This is a genomic window from Pseudonocardia yunnanensis, from assembly GCF_039534065.1.
GTDB classification, from domain to species: Bacteria; Actinomycetota; Actinomycetes; order Mycobacteriales; family Pseudonocardiaceae; genus Pseudonocardia; species Pseudonocardia yunnanensis.
This window is the reverse complement of sequence record NZ_BAAAUS010000006.1, coordinates 473,305-491,723: the sequence shown is the minus strand read 5'-3', so window position 1 is coordinate 491,723 and position 18,419 is coordinate 473,305. Positions and strand designations below refer to the sequence as shown.

18 protein-coding genes are annotated in these 18,419 nt (G+C 70.3%); 13 read left to right on the top strand and 5 right to left on the bottom strand.

Annotated features, from left to right (window positions below; all coding sequences use genetic code 11):
• Positions 1-25: 25 nt before the first annotated feature.
• The 9 genes from ABD743_RS08515 (at position 26) to ABD743_RS08475 (ending at position 9,837) form a co-directional block, all read left to right on the top strand.
• Positions 26-481 carry an FHA domain-containing protein FhaB/FipA gene (locus ABD743_RS08515; protein ID WP_241041579.1) on the top strand — a complete coding sequence of 152 codons (456 nt, stop codon included), beginning with the start codon at positions 26-28 and terminating at the stop codon, positions 479-481.
• 91 nt (positions 482-572) lie between these two features.
• Complete coding sequence (locus ABD743_RS08510) at positions 573-1,925, top strand: PP2C family protein-serine/threonine phosphatase (RefSeq protein WP_344720462.1); 1,353 nt, start codon at positions 573-575, stop codon at positions 1,923-1,925.
• Positions 1,925-3,364, top strand: coding sequence for an FtsW/RodA/SpoVE family cell cycle protein (locus ABD743_RS08505; RefSeq protein ID WP_344720460.1), 1,440 nt, complete (start codon positions 1,925-1,927; stop codon positions 3,362-3,364). Before ABD743_RS08510 ends, ABD743_RS08505 begins: the two co-directional genes overlap by 1 nt.
• Positions 3,361-4,833, top strand: coding sequence for a peptidoglycan D,D-transpeptidase FtsI family protein (locus ABD743_RS08500; RefSeq protein ID WP_344720458.1), 1,473 nt, complete (start codon positions 3,361-3,363; stop codon positions 4,831-4,833). The genes ABD743_RS08505 and ABD743_RS08500 overlap by 4 nt, the downstream gene beginning before the upstream one ends.
• Before the next feature lie 100 nt (positions 4,834-4,933).
• Positions 4,934-6,238, top strand: coding sequence for a serine/threonine-protein kinase (locus ABD743_RS08495; RefSeq protein ID WP_344720456.1), 1,305 nt, complete (start codon positions 4,934-4,936; stop codon positions 6,236-6,238).
• Between the two features lie 109 nt (positions 6,239-6,347).
• Entirely contained in the window at positions 6,348-8,303 is a 1,956-nt protein-coding gene (gene pknB / locus ABD743_RS08490) for a Stk1 family PASTA domain-containing Ser/Thr kinase (protein ID WP_344720455.1), read from the top strand.
• 37 nt (positions 8,304-8,340) lie between these two features.
• Complete coding sequence (locus ABD743_RS08485) at positions 8,341-8,976, top strand: aminodeoxychorismate/anthranilate synthase component II (RefSeq protein ID WP_344720453.1); 636 nt, start codon at positions 8,341-8,343, stop codon at positions 8,974-8,976.
• 89 nt (positions 8,977-9,065) lie between these two features.
• Positions 9,066-9,329: a cell division protein CrgA gene (gene crgA / locus ABD743_RS08480; protein ID WP_344720451.1), complete on the top strand. Its 264-nt coding sequence runs from the start codon at positions 9,066-9,068 to the stop codon at positions 9,327-9,329.
• Between the two features lie 73 nt (positions 9,330-9,402).
• Positions 9,403-9,837, top strand: coding sequence for a PH domain-containing protein (locus tag ABD743_RS08475; RefSeq protein ID WP_344720450.1), 435 nt, complete (start codon positions 9,403-9,405; stop codon positions 9,835-9,837).
• A gap of 280 nt (positions 9,838-10,117) precedes the next feature.
• Here ABD743_RS08475 and ABD743_RS08470 read toward each other — a convergent pair whose 3' ends face one another.
• Genes ABD743_RS08470 through ABD743_RS08460 form a run of 3 tightly spaced genes read right to left on the bottom strand, consistent with a single transcriptional unit; the run spans position 10,118 to position 12,737 of the window.
• On the bottom strand, positions 10,118-10,999 hold the full coding sequence (locus ABD743_RS08470; RefSeq protein WP_344720448.1) for a rhomboid family intramembrane serine protease: 882 nt from the start codon (positions 10,997-10,999) through the stop codon (positions 10,118-10,120).
• 7 nt (positions 11,000-11,006) lie between these two features.
• Positions 11,007-11,540: a peptidylprolyl isomerase gene (locus tag ABD743_RS08465; protein WP_344720447.1), complete on the bottom strand. Its 534-nt coding sequence runs from the start codon at positions 11,538-11,540 to the stop codon at positions 11,007-11,009.
• 57 nt (positions 11,541-11,597) lie between these two features.
• Positions 11,598-12,737 (bottom strand): alpha/beta hydrolase family protein, encoded by a 1,140-nt coding sequence (locus ABD743_RS08460; RefSeq protein ID WP_344720445.1) that lies wholly within the window; start codon positions 12,735-12,737, stop codon positions 11,598-11,600.
• A gap of 232 nt (positions 12,738-12,969) precedes the next feature.
• Here ABD743_RS08460 and ABD743_RS08455 point away from each other — a divergent pair, with 232 nt between their 5' ends.
• Positions 12,970-13,503, top strand: a complete 534-nt coding sequence (locus ABD743_RS08455; protein ID WP_344720444.1) for a hypothetical protein — start codon at positions 12,970-12,972, stop codon at positions 13,501-13,503.
• Between the two features lie 170 nt (positions 13,504-13,673).
• Positions 13,674-14,087 carry a hypothetical protein gene (locus ABD743_RS08450; protein WP_344720442.1) on the top strand — a complete coding sequence of 138 codons (414 nt, stop codon included), beginning with the start codon at positions 13,674-13,676 and terminating at the stop codon, positions 14,085-14,087.
• A gap of 48 nt (positions 14,088-14,135) precedes the next feature.
• On the opposite strand, the gene ABD743_RS08445 is transcribed toward ABD743_RS08450, so the two are convergent.
• Positions 14,136-14,462: a putative quinol monooxygenase gene (locus ABD743_RS08445; RefSeq protein ID WP_344720440.1), complete on the bottom strand. Its 327-nt coding sequence runs from the start codon at positions 14,460-14,462 to the stop codon at positions 14,136-14,138.
• Between the two features lie 133 nt (positions 14,463-14,595).
• Here ABD743_RS08445 and ABD743_RS08440 point away from each other — a divergent pair, with 133 nt between their 5' ends.
• Positions 14,596-16,104, top strand: coding sequence for a glycosyltransferase family 39 protein (locus ABD743_RS08440; RefSeq protein WP_344720438.1), 1,509 nt, complete (start codon positions 14,596-14,598; stop codon positions 16,102-16,104).
• A 30-nt stretch (positions 16,105-16,134) separates the two neighbouring features.
• Here the strand turns inward: ABD743_RS08440 and ABD743_RS08435 are convergent, their stop codons facing one another.
• Complete coding sequence (locus ABD743_RS08435; protein WP_344720436.1) at positions 16,135-17,130, bottom strand: Ldh family oxidoreductase; 996 nt, start codon at positions 17,128-17,130, stop codon at positions 16,135-16,137.
• A 267-nt stretch (positions 17,131-17,397) separates the two neighbouring features.
• Here ABD743_RS08435 and ABD743_RS08430 point away from each other — a divergent pair, with 267 nt between their 5' ends.
• Entirely contained in the window at positions 17,398-18,363 is a 966-nt protein-coding gene (locus ABD743_RS08430) for an undecaprenyl-diphosphate phosphatase (RefSeq protein ID WP_344720435.1), read from the top strand.
• Positions 18,364-18,419 lie beyond the last annotated feature (56 nt).

Genomic DNA, 18,419 nt, shown 5'->3' with positions numbered 1-18,419 from the left:
CCGGAGAGAACGGAGTTCGCCGCGAGTGCCGGAGTTGGTGCTGCAGCTGACCAGGGCGGGCTTCCTCGCCCTCCTCTGGCTGTTCGTGCTGGTCGCGCTCCGGGTGGTGCGCTCCGATCTGTACGCCGCGTCCGGCCTACGGGCCCTGGTCCCCGGCGGGCGGACCATCACCCGGACCGGGCGTGGACGCACGGCCCGCCAGCTGCTCGTGACGCAGGGAGCGCTGGCGGGAACGCGCGTGTCGCTGGACTCCCGGCCGATCCTCATCGGCCGGGCCGACGACTCGACGCTGGTGCTCGACGACGACTACGCGTCCACCCGGCATGCGCGCATCGCCATGCAGGGAGAGGAGTGGTACGTCGAAGACCTCGGGTCGACGAACGGCACCTACCTTGATCGGGCTAAGGTCACCGGACCTACCCGGGTCCCCCTGGGAGTCCCTGTCCGCATCGGCAAGACGGTGATCGAGCTTCGGTCATGAGCCGGCCCACGCTGCACCCGCACACTCCGGTGTCCGACCGGGGTGCGCCTCGCCGGTCGATCTGCCCTGAACGTATTGGCGGAGCGCTGAGATGACGCTTGTCCTGCGCTACTCCGCCCGCAGCGACCGCGGGCTCGTCCGGCAGAACAACCAGGACGCCGTCTACGCCGGACCCCGTCTGCTGGCGCTCGCCGACGGCATGGGCGGACACGCCGCGGGCGAGGTCGCGTCGTCGCTGGTGATCTCCGCTCTGGCTCCCCTCGACGAGGACGACCCCGGCGACGACCTGCTCGCCGAGCTGCGCGACGCCACCGTCGAAGGCAACGCCGCGATCACCCGGCACGTCGCCGACGCGCCCGACCTCGACGGCATGGGCACCACCCTGACGGCCATCCTGTTCGCGGGATCGCGCCTCGGCCTGGTGCACATCGGCGACTCGCGCGCCTACCAGCTGCGCGAAGGTGTCTTCACCCAGATCACCAAGGACGACACGTTCGTCCAGTCGCTCATCGACGAGGGCCGGATCACCGAGGAGGAGGCGCACACGCACCCGCAGCGCTCGCTGCTGCTGCGCGCCATCACCGGTCAGGACGTCGACCCGTCGCTCACGATCCGCGAAGCCCGTGCCGGCGATCGCTACCTGCTCTGCTCCGACGGGCTGTCGGGCGTGGTGAGCGACGAGACGCTGGCCGACACCCTGCAGGCCTATCGCGACCCGCGCGAGTGCGCCGATCGCATGATCGAGCTGGCGCTACGCGGAGGCGGCCCGGACAACATCACCTGCATCGTCGCCGACGTCGTCGACATCGAGTTCGGGGAGGACGCCCCGATCATCGGCGGGTCGGTGGGTGACGGCACCGAGGACGGCCCACCGCCCGACTCCGCAGCCGCGCGCGCGTCGGCCACCACTCTCACCCGCGTCGCACCCCAGCGCGTGCTGGCCACCACGAAGGCGCCGCCGCGTCGCTCCCGCGTACGGCTCGTGGTGGGCCTCGTCACGGTGGTCGCCGTACTCGTCGGCGGGGCCGTGTTAGCCCGTATGTGGGTGCTACAGCAGTACTACGTGAGTGCGGACGCGCAGCTGGTCTCGATCTTCCAGGGAGTGCGCGGGGAGGTGCTCGGTTTTCCCCTACACCATGTGGCCGAGCACACCGACATCAAGCTCGACGACCTGCCCGAGGCGGACCGCAGCTCGGTCCGCGCCGGGATCACCGCCCTGGACGGGCTCCCCGGCGCACGTGGCGTCGTCGACCGCCTGCGTTCCCGGATGCTGGAGCCCTGCCCGCCGCCCGCACCCCCTCCGCCCCCTCCGCCCCCTCCCGCGCCGCCCGTTGCGGCAGGTCCGGGTCTGGCACCCGTCCCGCCGGCTCCGCCACCCGTCGACACCACCCCGCTGCCGACACCGGCACCCGAACCGGGAACAACCTGCCGGTCGGTGAGCTGATGGCAGCACCCGACCTGCGTACCGACGCGGCGCCGCCCACCCCGGCGCCGCTGCCCACCGGTCGCGGCATCGAGCTCGTGCTGTTGGCGTTCGCGGCGGTACTCGTGACGAGTGCGCTCGTGCTGGTCGAGGCGAACCAGGAGCAGGAACTCACCCGGGTGCTGGTGTTCGTCGGCCTCGCCTACCTGGGGTTGTTCACGATCGCGCACTTCGCGGTGCGCAAGTTCGCCCCGTACGCCGACCCGCTGATCCTGCCCTGCGTGGCGCTGCTCAACGGGCTGGGTCTGGTGATGATCCATCGGCTCGACCTGGCCGAGATCGACCAGGCGCTCGCGCTGGGCAGGAGCGCACCCACGGAGCTCATCGGCCGGCAGATCGCCTGGACCGCCGTCGGTCTCGCGCTCTTCGTGGCCGTCCTGTGGATCGTGCGCGACCACCGCACGCTGTCGCGCTACGGCTACACCGCGGGGTTCGTCGGCATCGTGCTGCTGGCGCTGCCCGGGCTGCTGCCGTCGTCGATCTCCGAGGTCAACGGGGCGAAGCTGTGGATCAGGATCGGTCCGGTCGGCATCCAGCCCGGTGAGTTCGCCAAGATCCTGTTGATCGTCTTCTTCGCGGCGTTCCTCGTGCAGAAGCGCGATCTGTTCACCACGGCAGGACGCCGGTTCGTCGGCATGGAACTGCCGCGCGCCCGCGACCTCGCTCCGCTGCTGCTCGCATGGGGCCTGTCGGTGGGCGTGCTCGTGCTCGAGCGCGACCTCGGCACGTCGCTGCTGTTCTTCGGCATCCTGCTGGTGCTGCTCTACGTGACCACCGAACGCGTGTCGTGGATGCTCATCGGCCTGGCGTTCTTCTTCGCCGGGTGCGTGATCGCCTACCAGCTGTTCGGCCACGTCCGCGTGCGCGTGCAGGTCTGGATGGACCCCTTCGCCGACTTCAACAACACCGGGTTCCAGATCGGGCAGGCGTTGTTCAGCCTCGGCACGGGCGGGGTCGGTGGCACGGGTCTCGGCGCGGGCCGTCCCGATCTCGTGCCGTTCGCGGAGAGCGACTTCATGCTCTCCTCGCTGGGTGAGGAGCTGGGGCTCATCGGGCTGGCCGCGATCCTCGTGGTCTACCTCGTGCTGATCACCCGGGGGCTGCGCAGCGCGCTCGCCGTGCGCGACAGCTTCGGCAAGCTGCTCGCCACCGGCCTGGCGTTCGCGCTCGCGCTGCAGATCTTCATCGTCATCGGCGGGGCGTCGAAGCTCATCCCGCTGACCGGCCTGACCCTGCCCTTCCTGTCCTACGGAGGGTCCTCGCTCGTCGCCAACTACGCGCTGGTGGCGCTCCTGCTGAGGATCTCCCACGCCGCACGGGCACCGCTGCCCCGCCGCCCGGCCACCCCGCTACCGCCCATCGCGGAGGCCGGCACCGAGCTGGTGGAGCGTCCGCGATGAACACTCCCGTCCGCCGCGTCGCCATCGCGGTGATGGTGATGATCCTGCTGCTGATGTCCAACCTGACGTACGTGCAGGTGGTCAAGGCAGGCGACTACCGCAACGACCCGCGCAACCAGCGCGTGCTGCTCGCCGAGTACTCCCGCAAGCGCGGTCAGATCCAGGCCAACGGGCAGATCCTCGCCAGCAGTGTCGAGACCGACGATCGGCTGCGCTACCAGCGCCAGTACGCCGACGGGCCGGTCTACGCGCCCGTCACCGGCTACTACTCGGTCATCTTCGGCTCGAGCGGCATCGAGCGTGCGTCCGACTCCGTGCTCAACGGCAGCGACGACCGGCTGTTCGGCCGCAGGCTCTCCGACCTGATCACCGGCCGCGACCCGAGTGGCGGCAACGTCGTGCTCACGATCGATCCCAACGTCCAGCAAACCGCCTACGACCAGCTGGAGCGCAAGGGCTACACCGGCGCCGTGGTGGCGATCCGCCCGCAGACCGGCGAGATCCTCGCCATGGCCTCCACCCCGTCGTTCGATCCGAACCCGCTGGCGAGCCACAACTCGGATCAGCAGACCTCGGCCTGGAAGGCCGACAACAACGCCGAACCGTCGCCCCTCATCAACCGGGCGATCTCCGAGACCTATCCGCCGGGCTCCACGTTCAAGCTCATCGACACCGCCGCGGCGCTCAGCAGCGGTCGCTTCACGCCCGACAGCCAGCTCACCGCGGCGCCGCGGATCACGCTGCAGGGCACCAACACCACGCTGGAGAACTTCAACGGCAACGCGTGCGGCACGGCGGCGACGGCAAGCCTGCGCGACGCACTCCAGCGTTCCTGCAACACCGCCTTCGCCCAGTTGGGCGCCGACCTGGGCGAGCAGGCCATCCGCGACCAGGCCAACGCGTTCGGGATCGGTCAGAGCCTCTCGGTCCCGATGCAGGTGGCGCCGTCCACGATCGGCGATATCCCCGACACGGCCGCGCTGCAGCAGTCCTCGATCGGGCAGCGGGACGTGGCGCTCACCCCGCTGCAGAACGCGATGATCGTGGCCACCATCGCCAACGGTGGCCAGGTCATGGCCCCCTACCTGGTCAAGGAAGTCCAGAGCCAGGAGCTCGACCCCGTCGCGACCACGGAGCCGGACCGGCTCGGGCGCGCGATCGATCCGTCGGTGGCGCGCACGCTCACCGAGCTCATGGTCAACAACGAGAACAGTTACTCGGGCGCGGGCAAGATCACCGGAGTGCAGATCGCGGCCAAGACCGGCACGGCGGAGCACGGCAACGATCCCAAGAACACGCCGCCGCACGTCTGGTACGTCGGGTTCGCGCCTGCCGACAACCCCCAGGTTGCGGTGGCCGTGCTGGTGGAGTCCGGCGGCGACCGGAACGACCTGGCAGCCACCGGCGGTGCTGTCGCCGCCCCGATCGGCCGTGCTGTGATCCGCGCCGCGCTCGGGGGTGGGCAATGAGGCGATGTGGGTACGCATACGTCACCATGTCGGCGGTCGTCCCGACCCATGGGGCGCCCTCCGGCCCTACTTCGCCGACGACCGCCCGCGAGGAGCATCTGTGACGGTTCTCGCCGCCGGGCAGAAGATCGCCGACCGTTACCAGCTCGACCGCCGCATCGCCGTCGGCGGGATGGGTGAGGTCTGGGAGGCGTCCGACACCCGCTTGGGCCGCAGCGTCGCCGTCAAGGTGCTGCGCCCGGAGCTCTCCGACGACCCGGAGTTCCTGCACCGCTTCCGCATCGAGGCCCGCACCGTCGCGTCGCTCGACCACACCGGCATCGCCGCGGTGCACGACTACGGCGAGGACGACGGGCCGAACGGCCGGCGCACCGCGTACCTGGTGATGGAGCTGGTGCGCGGCGAGCCGCTGTCCACGCTGATCTCGCGCGGCCCCATCGAGCCGGACGAGACGCTGCGCCTCCTCGAGGAGGCGGCGTGGGCGCTGCAGGCGGCCCACGAGCGGGGTTTCGTCCACCGGGACGTGAAGCCCGGCAACATCCTCGTCCGCAACGACGGCCTCGTGAAGCTCACCGACTTCGGCATCGCGAAGGCCGCCGACGCCGTGCCGGTCACCCGGTCCGGGATGGTGATGGGCACCGCCCACTACATCGCGCCGGAGCAGGCCAGCGGTTCCGAGGCAGGCCCCGCCGGTGACGTCTACTCGCTGGGAATCGTCGGGTACGAGTGCCTCGCCGGCCACCGGCCGTTCCGCGCGGAGAGCGCGGTCGCGGTGGCGATGATGCAGGTCAGGGAGCAGCCGCCGCCGCTTCCCGCCACGGTTCCGCGAGCCGCGCGCGAGCTCATCGAGTCGGTGCTCGTCAAGGACCCGAAGCTGCGCTACGGCACCGGCGGTGAGCTCGCGCTCGCCGTCGGGGCCGTCCGGCGCGGCGAGCCGCTGCCCGAGCCCGCCTCGGTGAGTGGCGCCACGCCGGTCATCACCACGAGATCGCCCTCCACGCCGACGCGCGCGCGGCCGGCCGTCACGCTCGCCACACCGAGCCCGACGACCAAGTCCGGGCAGGACCGCAAGTCGCGCAAGCCGGCCAAGGCGGCGCGCCGCCCGAAGGCCACGCGGCCCACGCCGTCGCCCTCCGCGCCACCTCCTGGGCCTGCACCTCGCACCGAACCACTACGGCTTCAGCCCAAGGCCCGTTCTGGGCGGACATTGCTGCTCGTGCTGTTCGTGCTCCTCACCATGGCCGCCGTGACGATCGGGATCTTCATCTTTCGTGGCCTTCGCGACCAACAGTTACCGGATCCCGACCCGTTGGGCCGCTCGACCGGTACGGTGACGAGCCGGGAGGGCGTCCTGGCCGGACCGACGGTGGCCGACCTGGCGTTCAACCCGAAGATTCTCCGGTGAACCCGTCAAATCGACGGCCTGGCGCTCAAGTGGCCCGCAAGGCACCCCGTCGGGCTAACGGGCCCGGCATGATGTCCGAATCACACATGACTCCCAGGAACCGGCAGCGATGACCACCCCCCGACTGTTGTCCGAGCGCTATGAGCTGGGCGAGGTGCTCGGTTACGGCGGCATGTCCGAGGTACATCGCGGGCTCGACACCCGGCTGGGTCGCGATGTGGCCATCAAGGTGCTCCGCGCAGACCTCGCGCGCGACCCTCAGTTCCAGATGCGCTTCCGTCGTGAGGCGCAGAACGCTGCCGCGCTCAACCATCCGGCGATCGTGGCCGTCTACGACACCGGTGAGGTGGCCGGCGAGTCCGGCCCGCTGCCCTACATCGTCATGGAGTACGTCGACGGGCAGACGCTCCGCGAGATCGTCAAGACCACCGGGCCGATGAGCCAGCAGCGGGTCATCGAGGTGATGGCCGACGTGTGCGCCGCCCTCGACTTCAGCCACCGCCACAACATCATCCACCGCGACGTGAAGCCGGCCAACATCATGATCAACCGCGCCGGCGCGGTGAAGGTGATGGACTTCGGTATCGCCCGCGCGCTCGGCGAGGGCCAGAACGTCACCCAGACCGCTGCCGTGATCGGCACGGCCCAGTACCTGTCGCCCGAGCAGGCGCGCGGCGAGGCCGTCGACGCCCGCAGCGACGTCTACGCCGCAGGCTGTGTGCTGTTCGAGCTGCTCACGGGGGATCCGCCCTTCACCGGCGACACGCCCGTCGCCGTGGCCTACCAGCACGTGCGCGAGGATCCGCGGCGCCCTTCGGAGGTCAACCCGAGCGTCCCCGCCGCACTCGACGCCGTGGTGCTCAAGGCGCTGTCGAAGAACCCGCTCAACCGCTACCAGTCGGCCGCCGAGATGCGGTCCGACCTGGTTCGCGTGCGCAGCGGGCAGAGCCCGATGGCACCCCTGGTGATGAGCGAGGACGAGCGCACGGCGATGCTCGCCGCCGGCCCGTCCACCGGCCCCACCCGTCGGCTCAACGGCGGCGGCCGGCACACGATGCCGCCGGCGGCTCCGATCGACTACGACGACTACTACGACGACGAGCCCCGTCGCGGCAGCACTGCCCGCACCGTCGGCATCGTTGTGGCGGTGCTCGTCGCGCTCGGCCTGGTGGGGTTCGTGGCCTATCAGATCTTCAGCCCACCGCCGCCCACCCCGCAGGTCGCGATCCCCAACGTGGTCGGGCAGAGCCAGCAGGATGCCCGCAACCAGATCCTTGCGGCGAGGCTCAGCGTGAGTTCGGTGGTCGAGGTCCCGTCGCAGGCCGGCCAGATCGATCAGGTTCTCTCCACCGACCCACCGGTCGGCACGGAGGTCGCGGAACGCAGCGGCGTCACCCTTCAGATCGGCCGCGGCCCCGACACGGTGTCGGTGCCTGCGCTCACGGGCAAGACCGTTGAGGAGGCCACGGCCCTACTCAAGGACCGTGGCCTCGAGATGGGTTCGCAGACCACCAAGGAGACCAACGACCCCAACCAGGTCGGGAAGATCATCTCGTCCACCCCGGGTCCGGGTGAGGATGCCCGCGGGCGCAGCCAGGTCGCGGTGGTCGTCGGAGCGGAGCAGACCACCGTCCAGGTGCCCGACGTCTCCGGTCGCGACCCCGACGACGCGGAGCAGCAGCTCACCCAGGCCGGGTTCCGCGTCGGGCAGCAGCAAGAGGTCGACGGCGGTGGCGACGAGGGCTCGGTGGCGGGCACCAACCCGCCGGCGGGCTCGCGGGTGGCGCGCGGCTCTCAGATCGGCCTGCTGATCTCACGCGGCAACGAGATCCAGGTGCCCAACGTCGTCGGCGAGACCGCTTCCGACGCCGTGGACGCATTGCGCCGGGCAGGCTTCCGCAGCATCGACCAGGAGACCGTCGATGTGAACAGCCAGGACCAGGACGGCGTGATCGTGAAGCAGTCGATCCGGGCCGGCTCCACGGCCGAGCCGGACGACAGCATCACGATCTCGCGCGGGAGGTTCTCCTCCCCCGGCAGTGGCGGTGTCTTCGGCAACAACTAGCGCGACGCGCGCCGGGGTGCTCAGGAACACTGGGCACATGCGCGTGCTGGTTATCGACAACTACGACAGCTTCGTCTACAACCTCGTGCAGTATCTGGCCCAGCTCGGGGCCGACTGCACGGTGCGGCGCAACGACGAGGTCGACCTCGACGAGCTGGACACCGCCGACGGTGTGCTGATCAGCCCCGGCCCCGGCACACCTGAACGCGCGGGTGCCAGCGTCGACGTGATCCGGCGCAGCGCCGACCGTGGGCTCCCGGTGCTCGGCGTGTGCCTGGGCCACCAGGCGATCGGCGTGGCGTGGGGCGGGATCGTCGAGCGCGCTCCGGAGCTGTTGCACGGCAAGACGTCGCTGGTGCGCCACTCTGGCGACCCCCTGTTCGCCGGGCTGCCCGATCCGTTCGTCGCCACCCGGTACCACTCGCTCTCGATCCGCCCCGACTCGCTTCCGGCCGCGCTGGAGGTCACGGGGCGCACCGAAGGCGGCGTCATCATGGGCGTGCGCCACCGCGAGCTGCCGGTCGTCGGGGTGCAGTTCCACCCCGAGTCCGTCCTGACCGAGGGCGGCCATCGGCTGCTGGCCAACTGGATGGCCGAGTCGGGTCATCCGGCCCCCGAGGCGACGGTGGAGGCACTGACCGCGGAGACGGCGGCCGTGAGCGCAAGCGCCTGATTTCCCTGGCCGTGGTGCCAGCTGTGCAGGCTCAGGTGTACCGCGCGCTACCGTTGGGTGACACACCCGAACATCTCGCGAGGTCAGACATGCCGAAGTCGAAGGTCCGGAAGAAGGCGGTCTACACACCGCCTGCCAGTGAGCGACGCACTCCGGTGAAGGTGGCCGGCCCGACGCACCCCGTGTACGTCGTGGTGATGCTCGGCCTGATGCTCGTGGGCCTGGCCTGGCTCGTGGTCAACTACCTGGCCGGCGACGCGATCTCGTTCATGGTGGCGCTCGGGCCCTGGAACTTCTTCATCGGCTTCTCACTCATCGTGATCGGCCTGCTGATGACGATGAGATGGCGCTGACCTGCGAAATTACACCCCTGTAAGCAATCCCCAATGTGGACTGCTGCTGTGGATAAGTTCACTCTGAGTGATCATGCGTGAGCGATTCAAGGAGTGGAGCCCGGCCCCCGGCCTCGTCGTCTTCGCCTGGTTGCTCACCCTCGCCGCCGCCGCATGGTTCGTGGCGCTGACGATCTCCGGCTCCGACCCGGCCGGTCGGCTGCTGGCCGGCGTCGCCGCGATCGGCGCGGCTATCGCGGCGTTCTTCGGTACGCGGGCCCGCCCGCGCCTCCGTGCCGATGCGGACGGGCTCACCGTCAGCGGCCTGTTCCGCACCCGCCACCACCCGTGGCCACTCGTACAGAACGTGCGGGTGCTGCATGTGCGCAGGCTCGGCCGCCGCACCTCGTTGCTGGAGATCGACACCGTCACCACGGACGGAGATGAGCACCTGCTCGTCTTCGGTCGCCTCGAGCTCGCCGCCGATCCGGAGGACGTGGCACCGGAGCTACTCGCGCTGAGACCCTGATCGCCCGAAGCAGGCTCCATGACCACCCACACGTCGCAGCGCAGGCACGCCCTGTGACGCGTCGCCCCCCGAAAGAGCGGTCGTATCGGGTATCCGGATCTGTTTACGATCACGGAAGTCGACGAAGGGAGTCTGCATGGCCGCCAAGACACCGATGCGGGGCACGGACGGCTGCACCACCGGCTGCGGCTGCGGTACGCCCGCCTGATCGACCCATCCCGACGAGCCACGGCGGGGCGGCCCCTGAGGGGCCGCCCCGCCGTCGTCATGCGGGCCGCTGCTAGCTGAGCGAGGTGACCGCGATCAGGAGCAGCAGCACGATCGTCAGCCCGCCGAGCGCCGCTGCCTGCACCACCGTCCGGTTGCGCGCAGGGGAGTAGACCAGGGCAGCCGTGGCCACGGCCCCGACGACGAGTCCGCCGAGGTGGCCCAGCAGCGAGATGCCCGGGATGAGCACGCTGATCACAAGGTTGACCACGATCAGCCCGACCACCTGGCCCGCCGGCACCCGGAGCCTGCGCAGGACGACGGCGAGCCCGCCCATCAGCCCGAACACGGCGCCGGACGCACCGGCCACCGCTTGGTTCGGCACCGAGAAGAGCATCACGGCGGCCGAGCCTCCGAGCAGGGAGATCAGGTACACGGCCAGGAACCTGCCACGGCCGAGCACGATCTCCAGGTCCCGGCCGAGCACCCACAACGCGATCATGTTGAACAGCAGGTGGATCGGCCCGATGTGCAGGAAGCCCGAGGTGAGCACCCGCCACCACTCGCCGTTCTGCACCAGCACGGGAACGAGGGCCCACTCGCCGAACAACGACGCCGCGGTGTTGCCGTTGATGCTTCCGGCCTGCACCACGGTCCAGATGAAGATGACTGTGTTGATCCCGATCAGCGCGGGCACCACCAGCGGGCGCCCACCCGGCTCGGCCCCCGCCACCGTGGTGGCACGACGGCCACGCCGTACCCCGCGGCCCACGCAGTCGACGCACTGGTGGCCCACCGATGCCTCGCGCAGGCACTCCGGACATGCCGGCCGCTCGCAGCGGGTGCAGGTCAGTCCGGTGACGCGATCCGGGTGCCGTACGCAGACGGCCGGCGCTCCCGGCGGCTGGCTCCCGGGGTACGGCGGGGGCGACGGCGGCCCGGCAGGGTAGGTCACAGCTCGTTCAGTCCGAGATCTCGACGCGCTCGATCACGACCTCGTTGATCGGCCGGTCGGAGCGGTCCGTGCTGGTGGTGGCGATCGCGTCGACGATCGCGCGGGACTCGGCGTCGGCCACCTCACCGAAGATGGTGTGCCGCCGGTTCAGGTGGGGCGTGGGGCCCACGGTGATGAAGAACTGAGATCCGTTGGTGCCGGGCCCGGCGTTGGCCATCGCCAGCAGGTAGGGGCGGTCGAAGCGCAGGTCGGGGTGGAACTCGTCGGCGAACTGGTAGCCGGGGCCGCCCCGGCCGGTGCCGGTGGGGTCACCGCCCTGGATCATGAAGCCGCTGATCACCCGGTGGAAGACCGAGCCGTCGTAGAAGGGGCCGGAGTCACCGCCGCTGGCGTTGGGCTGCGTGTAGTTCTTGCCGCCCGTCGCCAGCCCGACGAAGTTGTCCACCGTCTTCGGGGCATGGTCCGGAAAGAGGGTGATCCGGATGTCGCCCTGGTTCGTCCGCAACGTCGCGGTGTGCTTGGGGTTACCTGGTTCCGTCACGACTACATGGTGCCAGCCTTGCCCGGGAGCGCCAGTGCAGCACCGCGGGGCGTCACCTCAGAGAACGTCGGAGAGGAACGACGTGACGGCTTGCTCGTACGCGGCCGGGTCGGCGTTCCAGGAGCCGGTGTGTTCCACACCCGGCACCTCGAGATAGCGCATCGGCCAGCCGAGGGCGGGTGCGGCGGCCACGAGGGCGCGGCTCGGCGCCACCGGAACGGCCGTGTCCTCGGTGCTGTGCACGACGAGCGTCGGCGGACGGTGGCTCGGCGGGCACAGGAGCAGGTCGAACCGGTCGAAGTCGATACCGATGCGCCTGCTGGTCATCGCCATCGCGACGTGTGTCAGCACGGGCGGCAGCCGCCGGTTGCCGGCCTGTTGGCGCAGCGTCGCGCGCCAGTCCACCAGTGGCGCGTCCCACACGACCGCCGCCACCGCGGACGCCTCGGGAGAGCGGTCCAGCATCGCCGCGATGATCGCTGCACCCATCGACCAGCCGAACAGCACGACTCGACGGGCGCCCCGCTCCCCGGCGAACCGGACGGCGGCCTCGATGTCCTCCCACTCCGTGTCGCCGAGGTGGTAGTAGCCGTCCGGGCTGGGCGGCGCGCCCTCGTCGTTTCGGTACGTCACGACCAGCGCCGGGTAGCCGCGCTCGTGCAGGGCGGGCAGGACGCGCAGGGCCTCCCGGCGGGAGCCGCCGCGACCGTGTACCAGCACCACCCAGGTGTCCCCGGTGGCCGGAACGAGCCACGCGGGACAGTGACCGAGCGGGCCGGGTACCGCGACCTCGTCGAACGGCAGGCCGCGCGCGCCGGGATCGGGGTCGTACGGACCGGCGTCGAGTACCGCGGCGGTGCCGGGCGGGGGGATCGGGCCGCTGCGCACCGTACGGACCACCGCACCGGGCCGCATCGCCGTGACGGGCCCGAGCACGGCCAGCCCGCCCCCGACGTCGGGGCGCCCTTCGGGACCGTTCCACCGCAGACCCCACGTCCCCGGCTGCGCCGTCAGCCGCGTGGCCGCCAGGGTGACCGTCGCGCCGTCGGCGGTGAGGACGCGCTCCGGGTACTGCGGACGCTCGGACGTATCGAGCAACAGCGAGGAGTAGAACCAGCCGATTCCGGCAGCACCGGCGCCGGCGCCGAGACCCAGACCGAGCCCGATTCCGGCTCCCACACGTGCGAGCAGCGCCATTCCGATGATGATGCCGAATCCTGGTCGTGATCGTTCACTCGCGTCACAACATCAAGCTTCGGAGCGTCATCGGTCGAGGTGACGGCTTTGCAAATCGGAGCAGCAAGATCACCGGATTGTGTGAACCGTGATAACTGAGCGATCACGAAGCGCAACCACCGCCAGTGGTCTTCGTTGACCGTGTTGATCATCGTCACATCGACGTCACCCAGCACGAGAGGAATCACCACACATGAGCAGCTTCGCTCGGCGCACCATCCGGACGACCGCCGCAGCAGCCGGTATCGCCGCACTCGGGGTCGGATTCGCCGGTCAGGCCTTCGCCGCCGACACCCCCGAGCTGCCGACGCTTCCCGACGTGGACGCTCTCGGCGCCCTCGCCGACGCCGACCTTCCGGTGGACGCCCTCGGCAGCCTGCCGGAGGCTCCGACCGCCGACCTGGCGGCCCTGCCGGACGCATTCTCGTTCGACGCCGCGTCGTTCGTCACCGACGGCGTGGACGCCTCGGCCCTGTCGGCCGTGTCGGCGGTCGAGCTGCCGTCGGTCCCGGACGACGCAGCCCTCCCCGAGCTCCCCGCTCTCTCCGAGGCCGGTCTCCCCGAGCTCCCCGCTCTCCCCGCCGACCTGCCCGAACTGCCCGAGCTGCCGGCGGCCCCCAGCGCCGATGTCCTGAGCTCCATCACCGACGCCGCCCCGGACGTCACCGACCTGGGCGCCCCGCAGTTCGACGCGGCCTCCCTCGCCGGTGACATCCTTGCCGGCTGACGTACCCCACCGGCCGCCTGTGCCGCGCGACCTTCGGTTGCCGCGGCGCAGGCGGCCGGTTTCAACTCTCTGACCTGCGCCCTTACCTCCGACGTCATCGACGCCGGCACCTCCTGCAGCGCAGAGTCGATCCCGTCCGACCGACGTGATCGACACGCCAGGAGGCGACGATGACCGCACTTCCCCTCCCCATCGCCACCACATCCGACGGCGGCCGCCTATTGCGGTTCGCGCTGCGCCTGGATGCCGCCGGATCCGGTGCGCTCAGTGTCGTCGGGCTCGCGGCAGCGCCGCTGCTGACCGACCTGCTCGGGATTTCGGAGGACGTCCTCCGCGGCACGGGCGCGTTCTTCGTCGCATACGCGGTGGCACTGGTCGTCCTCGCGGCAATGAGAACGATTCCGCGGCCGGCAGCGTGGACGGTGGTGGTCGGCAACCTCGCCTGGTCGGCAGGCAGCATCGCCGCCGTGGTGGCAGCCCGTGAGTCCCTCACCGCACTCGGGATGGGAGTCGTGCTCGTGCAAGCGGCCGCCGTGGTGGTGTTCGCCGAGCTCCAGTGGATGGGCCTGCGCCGAGCTCGGTAGCAGGACCGAGAGGACGGGTGTTTCACGTGAAACACCCGTCAGGCCGTGCTAGCCGCGCGGCCCGGTCTCGGCCATCTTCCCCCAGCCCTCACCCGCGACGTTCTGGACGTTGATGATCTCGGGGGTGGTCTCGACGAAGTCCGGTATGTAGGCCATCGCCGCCCTGAAGTGGTCGGAGCCCAGGTGCGCCTCTGCCGCGTCGTCCTGGAACGCCTCGACGAAGACGAACTGGTTCGGGTCGTCCACGCTCCTCGACCGCTCGAAGAAGATGTTGCCCGGCTCCGCCCGTGTGGCCTTGGCGAACTCGTCCGTGCGCGACAGCCAGTCGTCGATGAGCTCCGGCCGGATCGTGAACTTGACGACGATGAAGATCATCGGTTCCCCTCGAAATCATTTCCGAGCCCCTGGCGAAGCTACCCGCCTGCTCACTGCCCCGCGGGCCGGTGAGATGAACATCCGAGGGGAGACAAAACCTCATACGAGGCAAATCGGCCGGTACCGTCCAGGCGTGATCGAGTCCGCGGGTGAGACCGTCGTCGACAGCGGCCGTCCGGTTCGCCAACCGGCGGCGTGGCCATGGCTCGGCGCGGTCGCCGGGACCGTCACGGTGCTGTTGATCGCGGTGGCGGACCGGTACGGATATCACCGCGACGAGCTGTACTTCATCCGGGCAGGGTCGGAGCCCGCCTTCGGGTACGCCGACCAGCCGCCGCTCACCCCTTTGCTCGCGCACGCCCTCCAGACCCTCTTCGACGGTTCGCTGGTGGGGTTGCGACTCCCGTCGGCGGTGATGGCCGGGGTCGTCGTGCTGCTCACCGGCCTGATCGCCCGCGAGCTCGGCGCGGGCCGGGGCGCACAGGTGCTCGCCGCCGGGTGCATGGCCGTCTCGGCAGTGCTTCCGGTGGTGAGCCACATGCTCTCCACGACCACCGTCGATCTACTGGTGTGGACCGCGATCTCGTGGCTCGTGGTGCGGGCACTGCGAAATGGCGGACCGCTGTGGCTCGCCGTCGGAGCGGTCGCAGGCGTCGGGCTGCAGAACAAGATGCTGCCGGCGTTCCTGCTGGCTGCGCTGCTCGTCGGCGTGGTGGTGGTCGGGCCACGCAGGGCGCTGCGGTCAGCCTGGCCGTGGATCGGCGGCCTGCTCGCCCTGCTGCTGTGGATGCCGAACCTCGTGTGGCAGGCCGCCAACGGGTTTCCGCAGCTCGAGCTCTCCGCCGCGATCGCTGCGGGCAGCTCGGGCACCAGCGAGCCCTGGTACGTGTTCCTCCCGTTCCAGCTGATCCTGGTGAGTCCGCTGCTCGTCCCCGTCTGGGCCATGGGGTGGTGGCGCCTTGCCCGCGATCCCGCGCTGCGCACCTGGCGCGCGTTCGCGGTGGCGTACGTGGTGCTGGTGGTGGTCTTCATCGCCACCGGCGGCAAGCCGTACTACCTCGCGGGTCTCTACCCCGTGCTGCTCGCCGCCGGAGCGGCACCGGTGCTGACCTGGGCACGCTCACGGAAGTGGCGCTCGGTCGTCCTGGGGGCCGCACTCGTGCTCAGCGCTGCCACGTCGAGCGTCCTCATGCTGCCGCTCGTGCCGGTGGAGCGGCTGGCGGAGACCCCGATCGTGGACATCAACTACGACGCGGGTGAGACCGTCGGCTGGCCACAGTTCGCCGCCACCGTCGCCGCGGCTCGGTCGACCGTCCCCGCCGCCGAGCATGTGGCGGTCCTGACCCGGAACTACGGGGAGGCCGGCGCCGTGGACCGGTATCTGCCCGAGCTCGCCCCGGCCTACAGCGGCCACAACGCCTACTGGGACTGGGGCCCGCCGTCGGACGACGTCACCACCGTGATCGCGGTCGCGTTCACCCAGGAGCAGCTGCGCAGCTGGTTCAGCCGGGTGGAGCTCGCCGGGCGGATCGACAACGGGGTCGGCCTGGAGAACGACGAGCAGGGCACTCCGGTCTGGGTGGCAAGCGGCCGGCTGGTGCCGTGGGATCAGATCTGGCCACAACTACGCAGCCTCGGCTGAGCACACGCGACACGCGATCCGGCGCTGTGGTCAGGCGGTGGGCGTGAGCCGCCGGAGGCCGTCGAGTACGGCTTGCTCGACCTCGATTCCGCCGGCCGCGCTCCGTTCCGCGCGCACGGCCGCCGACCGCTCGAACGGCATGCGCACGGCCACAGCCGGATCGGCAGGTCGCGTGGCTCGCACGGCGGCCGCGAACTCCGCCGTCCGCTGCTCGAACTCCGCGGCCGAGCCGAAGAGATCCGGACGCAGCGCGAGCACGATCATTCCGAAGTCCTCGAGTTGGGGCGGTTGCGCCGGGGATCCGGCCAGGATGCCGAGCAGTTGGACGACGATCCCGAGCCCGCTGCCCCGGTGGCCGCCCCACGACGTGAAGGCACCGGACAGTGCAGCCACCGGGTCATCGGTCGGCTTGCCCGCGGAGTCATAGGCCGATCCGGGCGGCAGTCGACGGCCGGTGCGGTTCGCCAGCACGGCCTGCGCGTGGATGATCTCCGAGATCCCGATGTCCCAGATCACCGGCACGCCGCCGGCCGACGGGAACCCGAAGCAGATCGGGTTGGTGCCGAAGCGCGGCTCGGTGCCCCCGTGGGGCGCCACCCAGGGCGTTGCGTTCGATGCGAGCATCGCCACCATGCCCGCCGCCGTGATCATCTCCGCGTAGTAGGAGAGCATTCCCGTGTACCAGGTGCGGTTCGCACCCACCACGGCCAGGCCCGACACCTGGGCCTTCTCGACGGCGATCTCGGTCGCCCGGCGCCCGACGAGGTAGCCGATGCGGTCGGCTCCGTCGAGCTGGGCCGACACCGGCGACTCGCGGGTGATCCGCATGGCGGCGTCGGTCATCGGGGTATGGGTGAACCGGTCGGCGATGCTGAGGATCCGCGCGAGCCCGGCATAGGAGAGCCCGCGCAACTCGCAGTCCATGAGGTGGTCGAGCACGAGCGCGGCCTCCGCCTCCGCGAACCCGAGGGAGCGCAGCGCGCCGGTGCCGAGCCGTTCCGCCGTGTCGAATGCGACGAACACCATCGCTCAGGGCCGCAGACCCGCGAGCGGCCCGCCTGCCGTCCGGCAGGAAGGTGGTTCAACGGACGTGACGTGCTGGTCGATCGGATTCACCATGCACCCGATTCTGCCTGCGCGCCGGGACAGCGCATCTGAGACGGCTCCCGGCTGATTCACGTCGTGACATTCCCACTTTCCGGGCATACCGGAATATCACCGCGCAAACGGACCGCGTATTCACTGGATTATGGTGCGGGGCGAGCGACGGTTCGCAGCGAGGAGAGCACCGCAGTGGGCACCTTGAGTTGGCTGGAAGCGATCGTGATCGGTGGCCTGCAAGGGGTCGCGGAGCTCTTTCCGGTTTCCAGTCTCGGGCACAGCGTGCTGATTCCCGCTGTGGTCGGCGGCAGCTGGGCCCAGGATCTCGACGTCACCTCGCCGGAGTCGCCGTACCTGGCGTTCGTGGTCGGGCTGCACGTGGCCACGGCCATCGGGTTGATCGTGTATTTCTGGCGCGACTGGGTGCGCATCGTCCGGGGGCTCGTCACGAGCATCGTCCGGCGCGAGGTGGTCGAACCCGAGCAACGTCTGGGATGGCTTCTGGTACTCGCCACGATCCCGGTGGGAATCGCCGGACTGGTCCTCGAGCACGTGTTCCGCGTCTATCTGAGCAGACCCGAGCCCACCGCGGCCTTCCTCGTCCTCAATGGAGTGCTCCTACTGGTCGCGGAACGGCTACGCCGACGCTCCGAGCTGCGCGAGCCCGAGCCGGCGACCGTTCCGCTCTCTCCGGTCCGGGTATCCGCCGGCCCCGGCGGAGCCGCGCATCGTGCGGCGGCCGTGCCGACCGCCGAGGAGTTGGCCGATCGCCGGCTCGCCCAGATCCCGGTCGGGCGCGCGATGCTGATCGGGGCCGCGCAGATCGCAGCACTCGCACCGGGCATCAGCCGGTCCGGCTCCGCCATGGTCGCCGGCCTGGGAAAGGGCCTGTCCCACACCGACGCGGCACGCTTCTCCTTCCTGCTCGCCACGCCGGTGATCCTCGCCGCGGGTGTGCTCAAGGTCGGTGACCTCGCGGGCCCGCTCGGCGACGGCATCCGGCCACAGATCCTTGTGGGCAGCATCCTCTCCGGGGTGGGCGCCTACGTATCGGTGCGATTCCTCACGCGGTACTTCGAAACCCGCTCCCTGCGCCCGTTCGGGATCTACTGCATCGTCGCAGGTCTCGCTTGTCTCGCATGGTTCCAGCTGCGCTGATGCCCCGACCGTTATGAATGGTTTGCCTGGTCGAGTTCCAGCAGCGTAACAAGGCT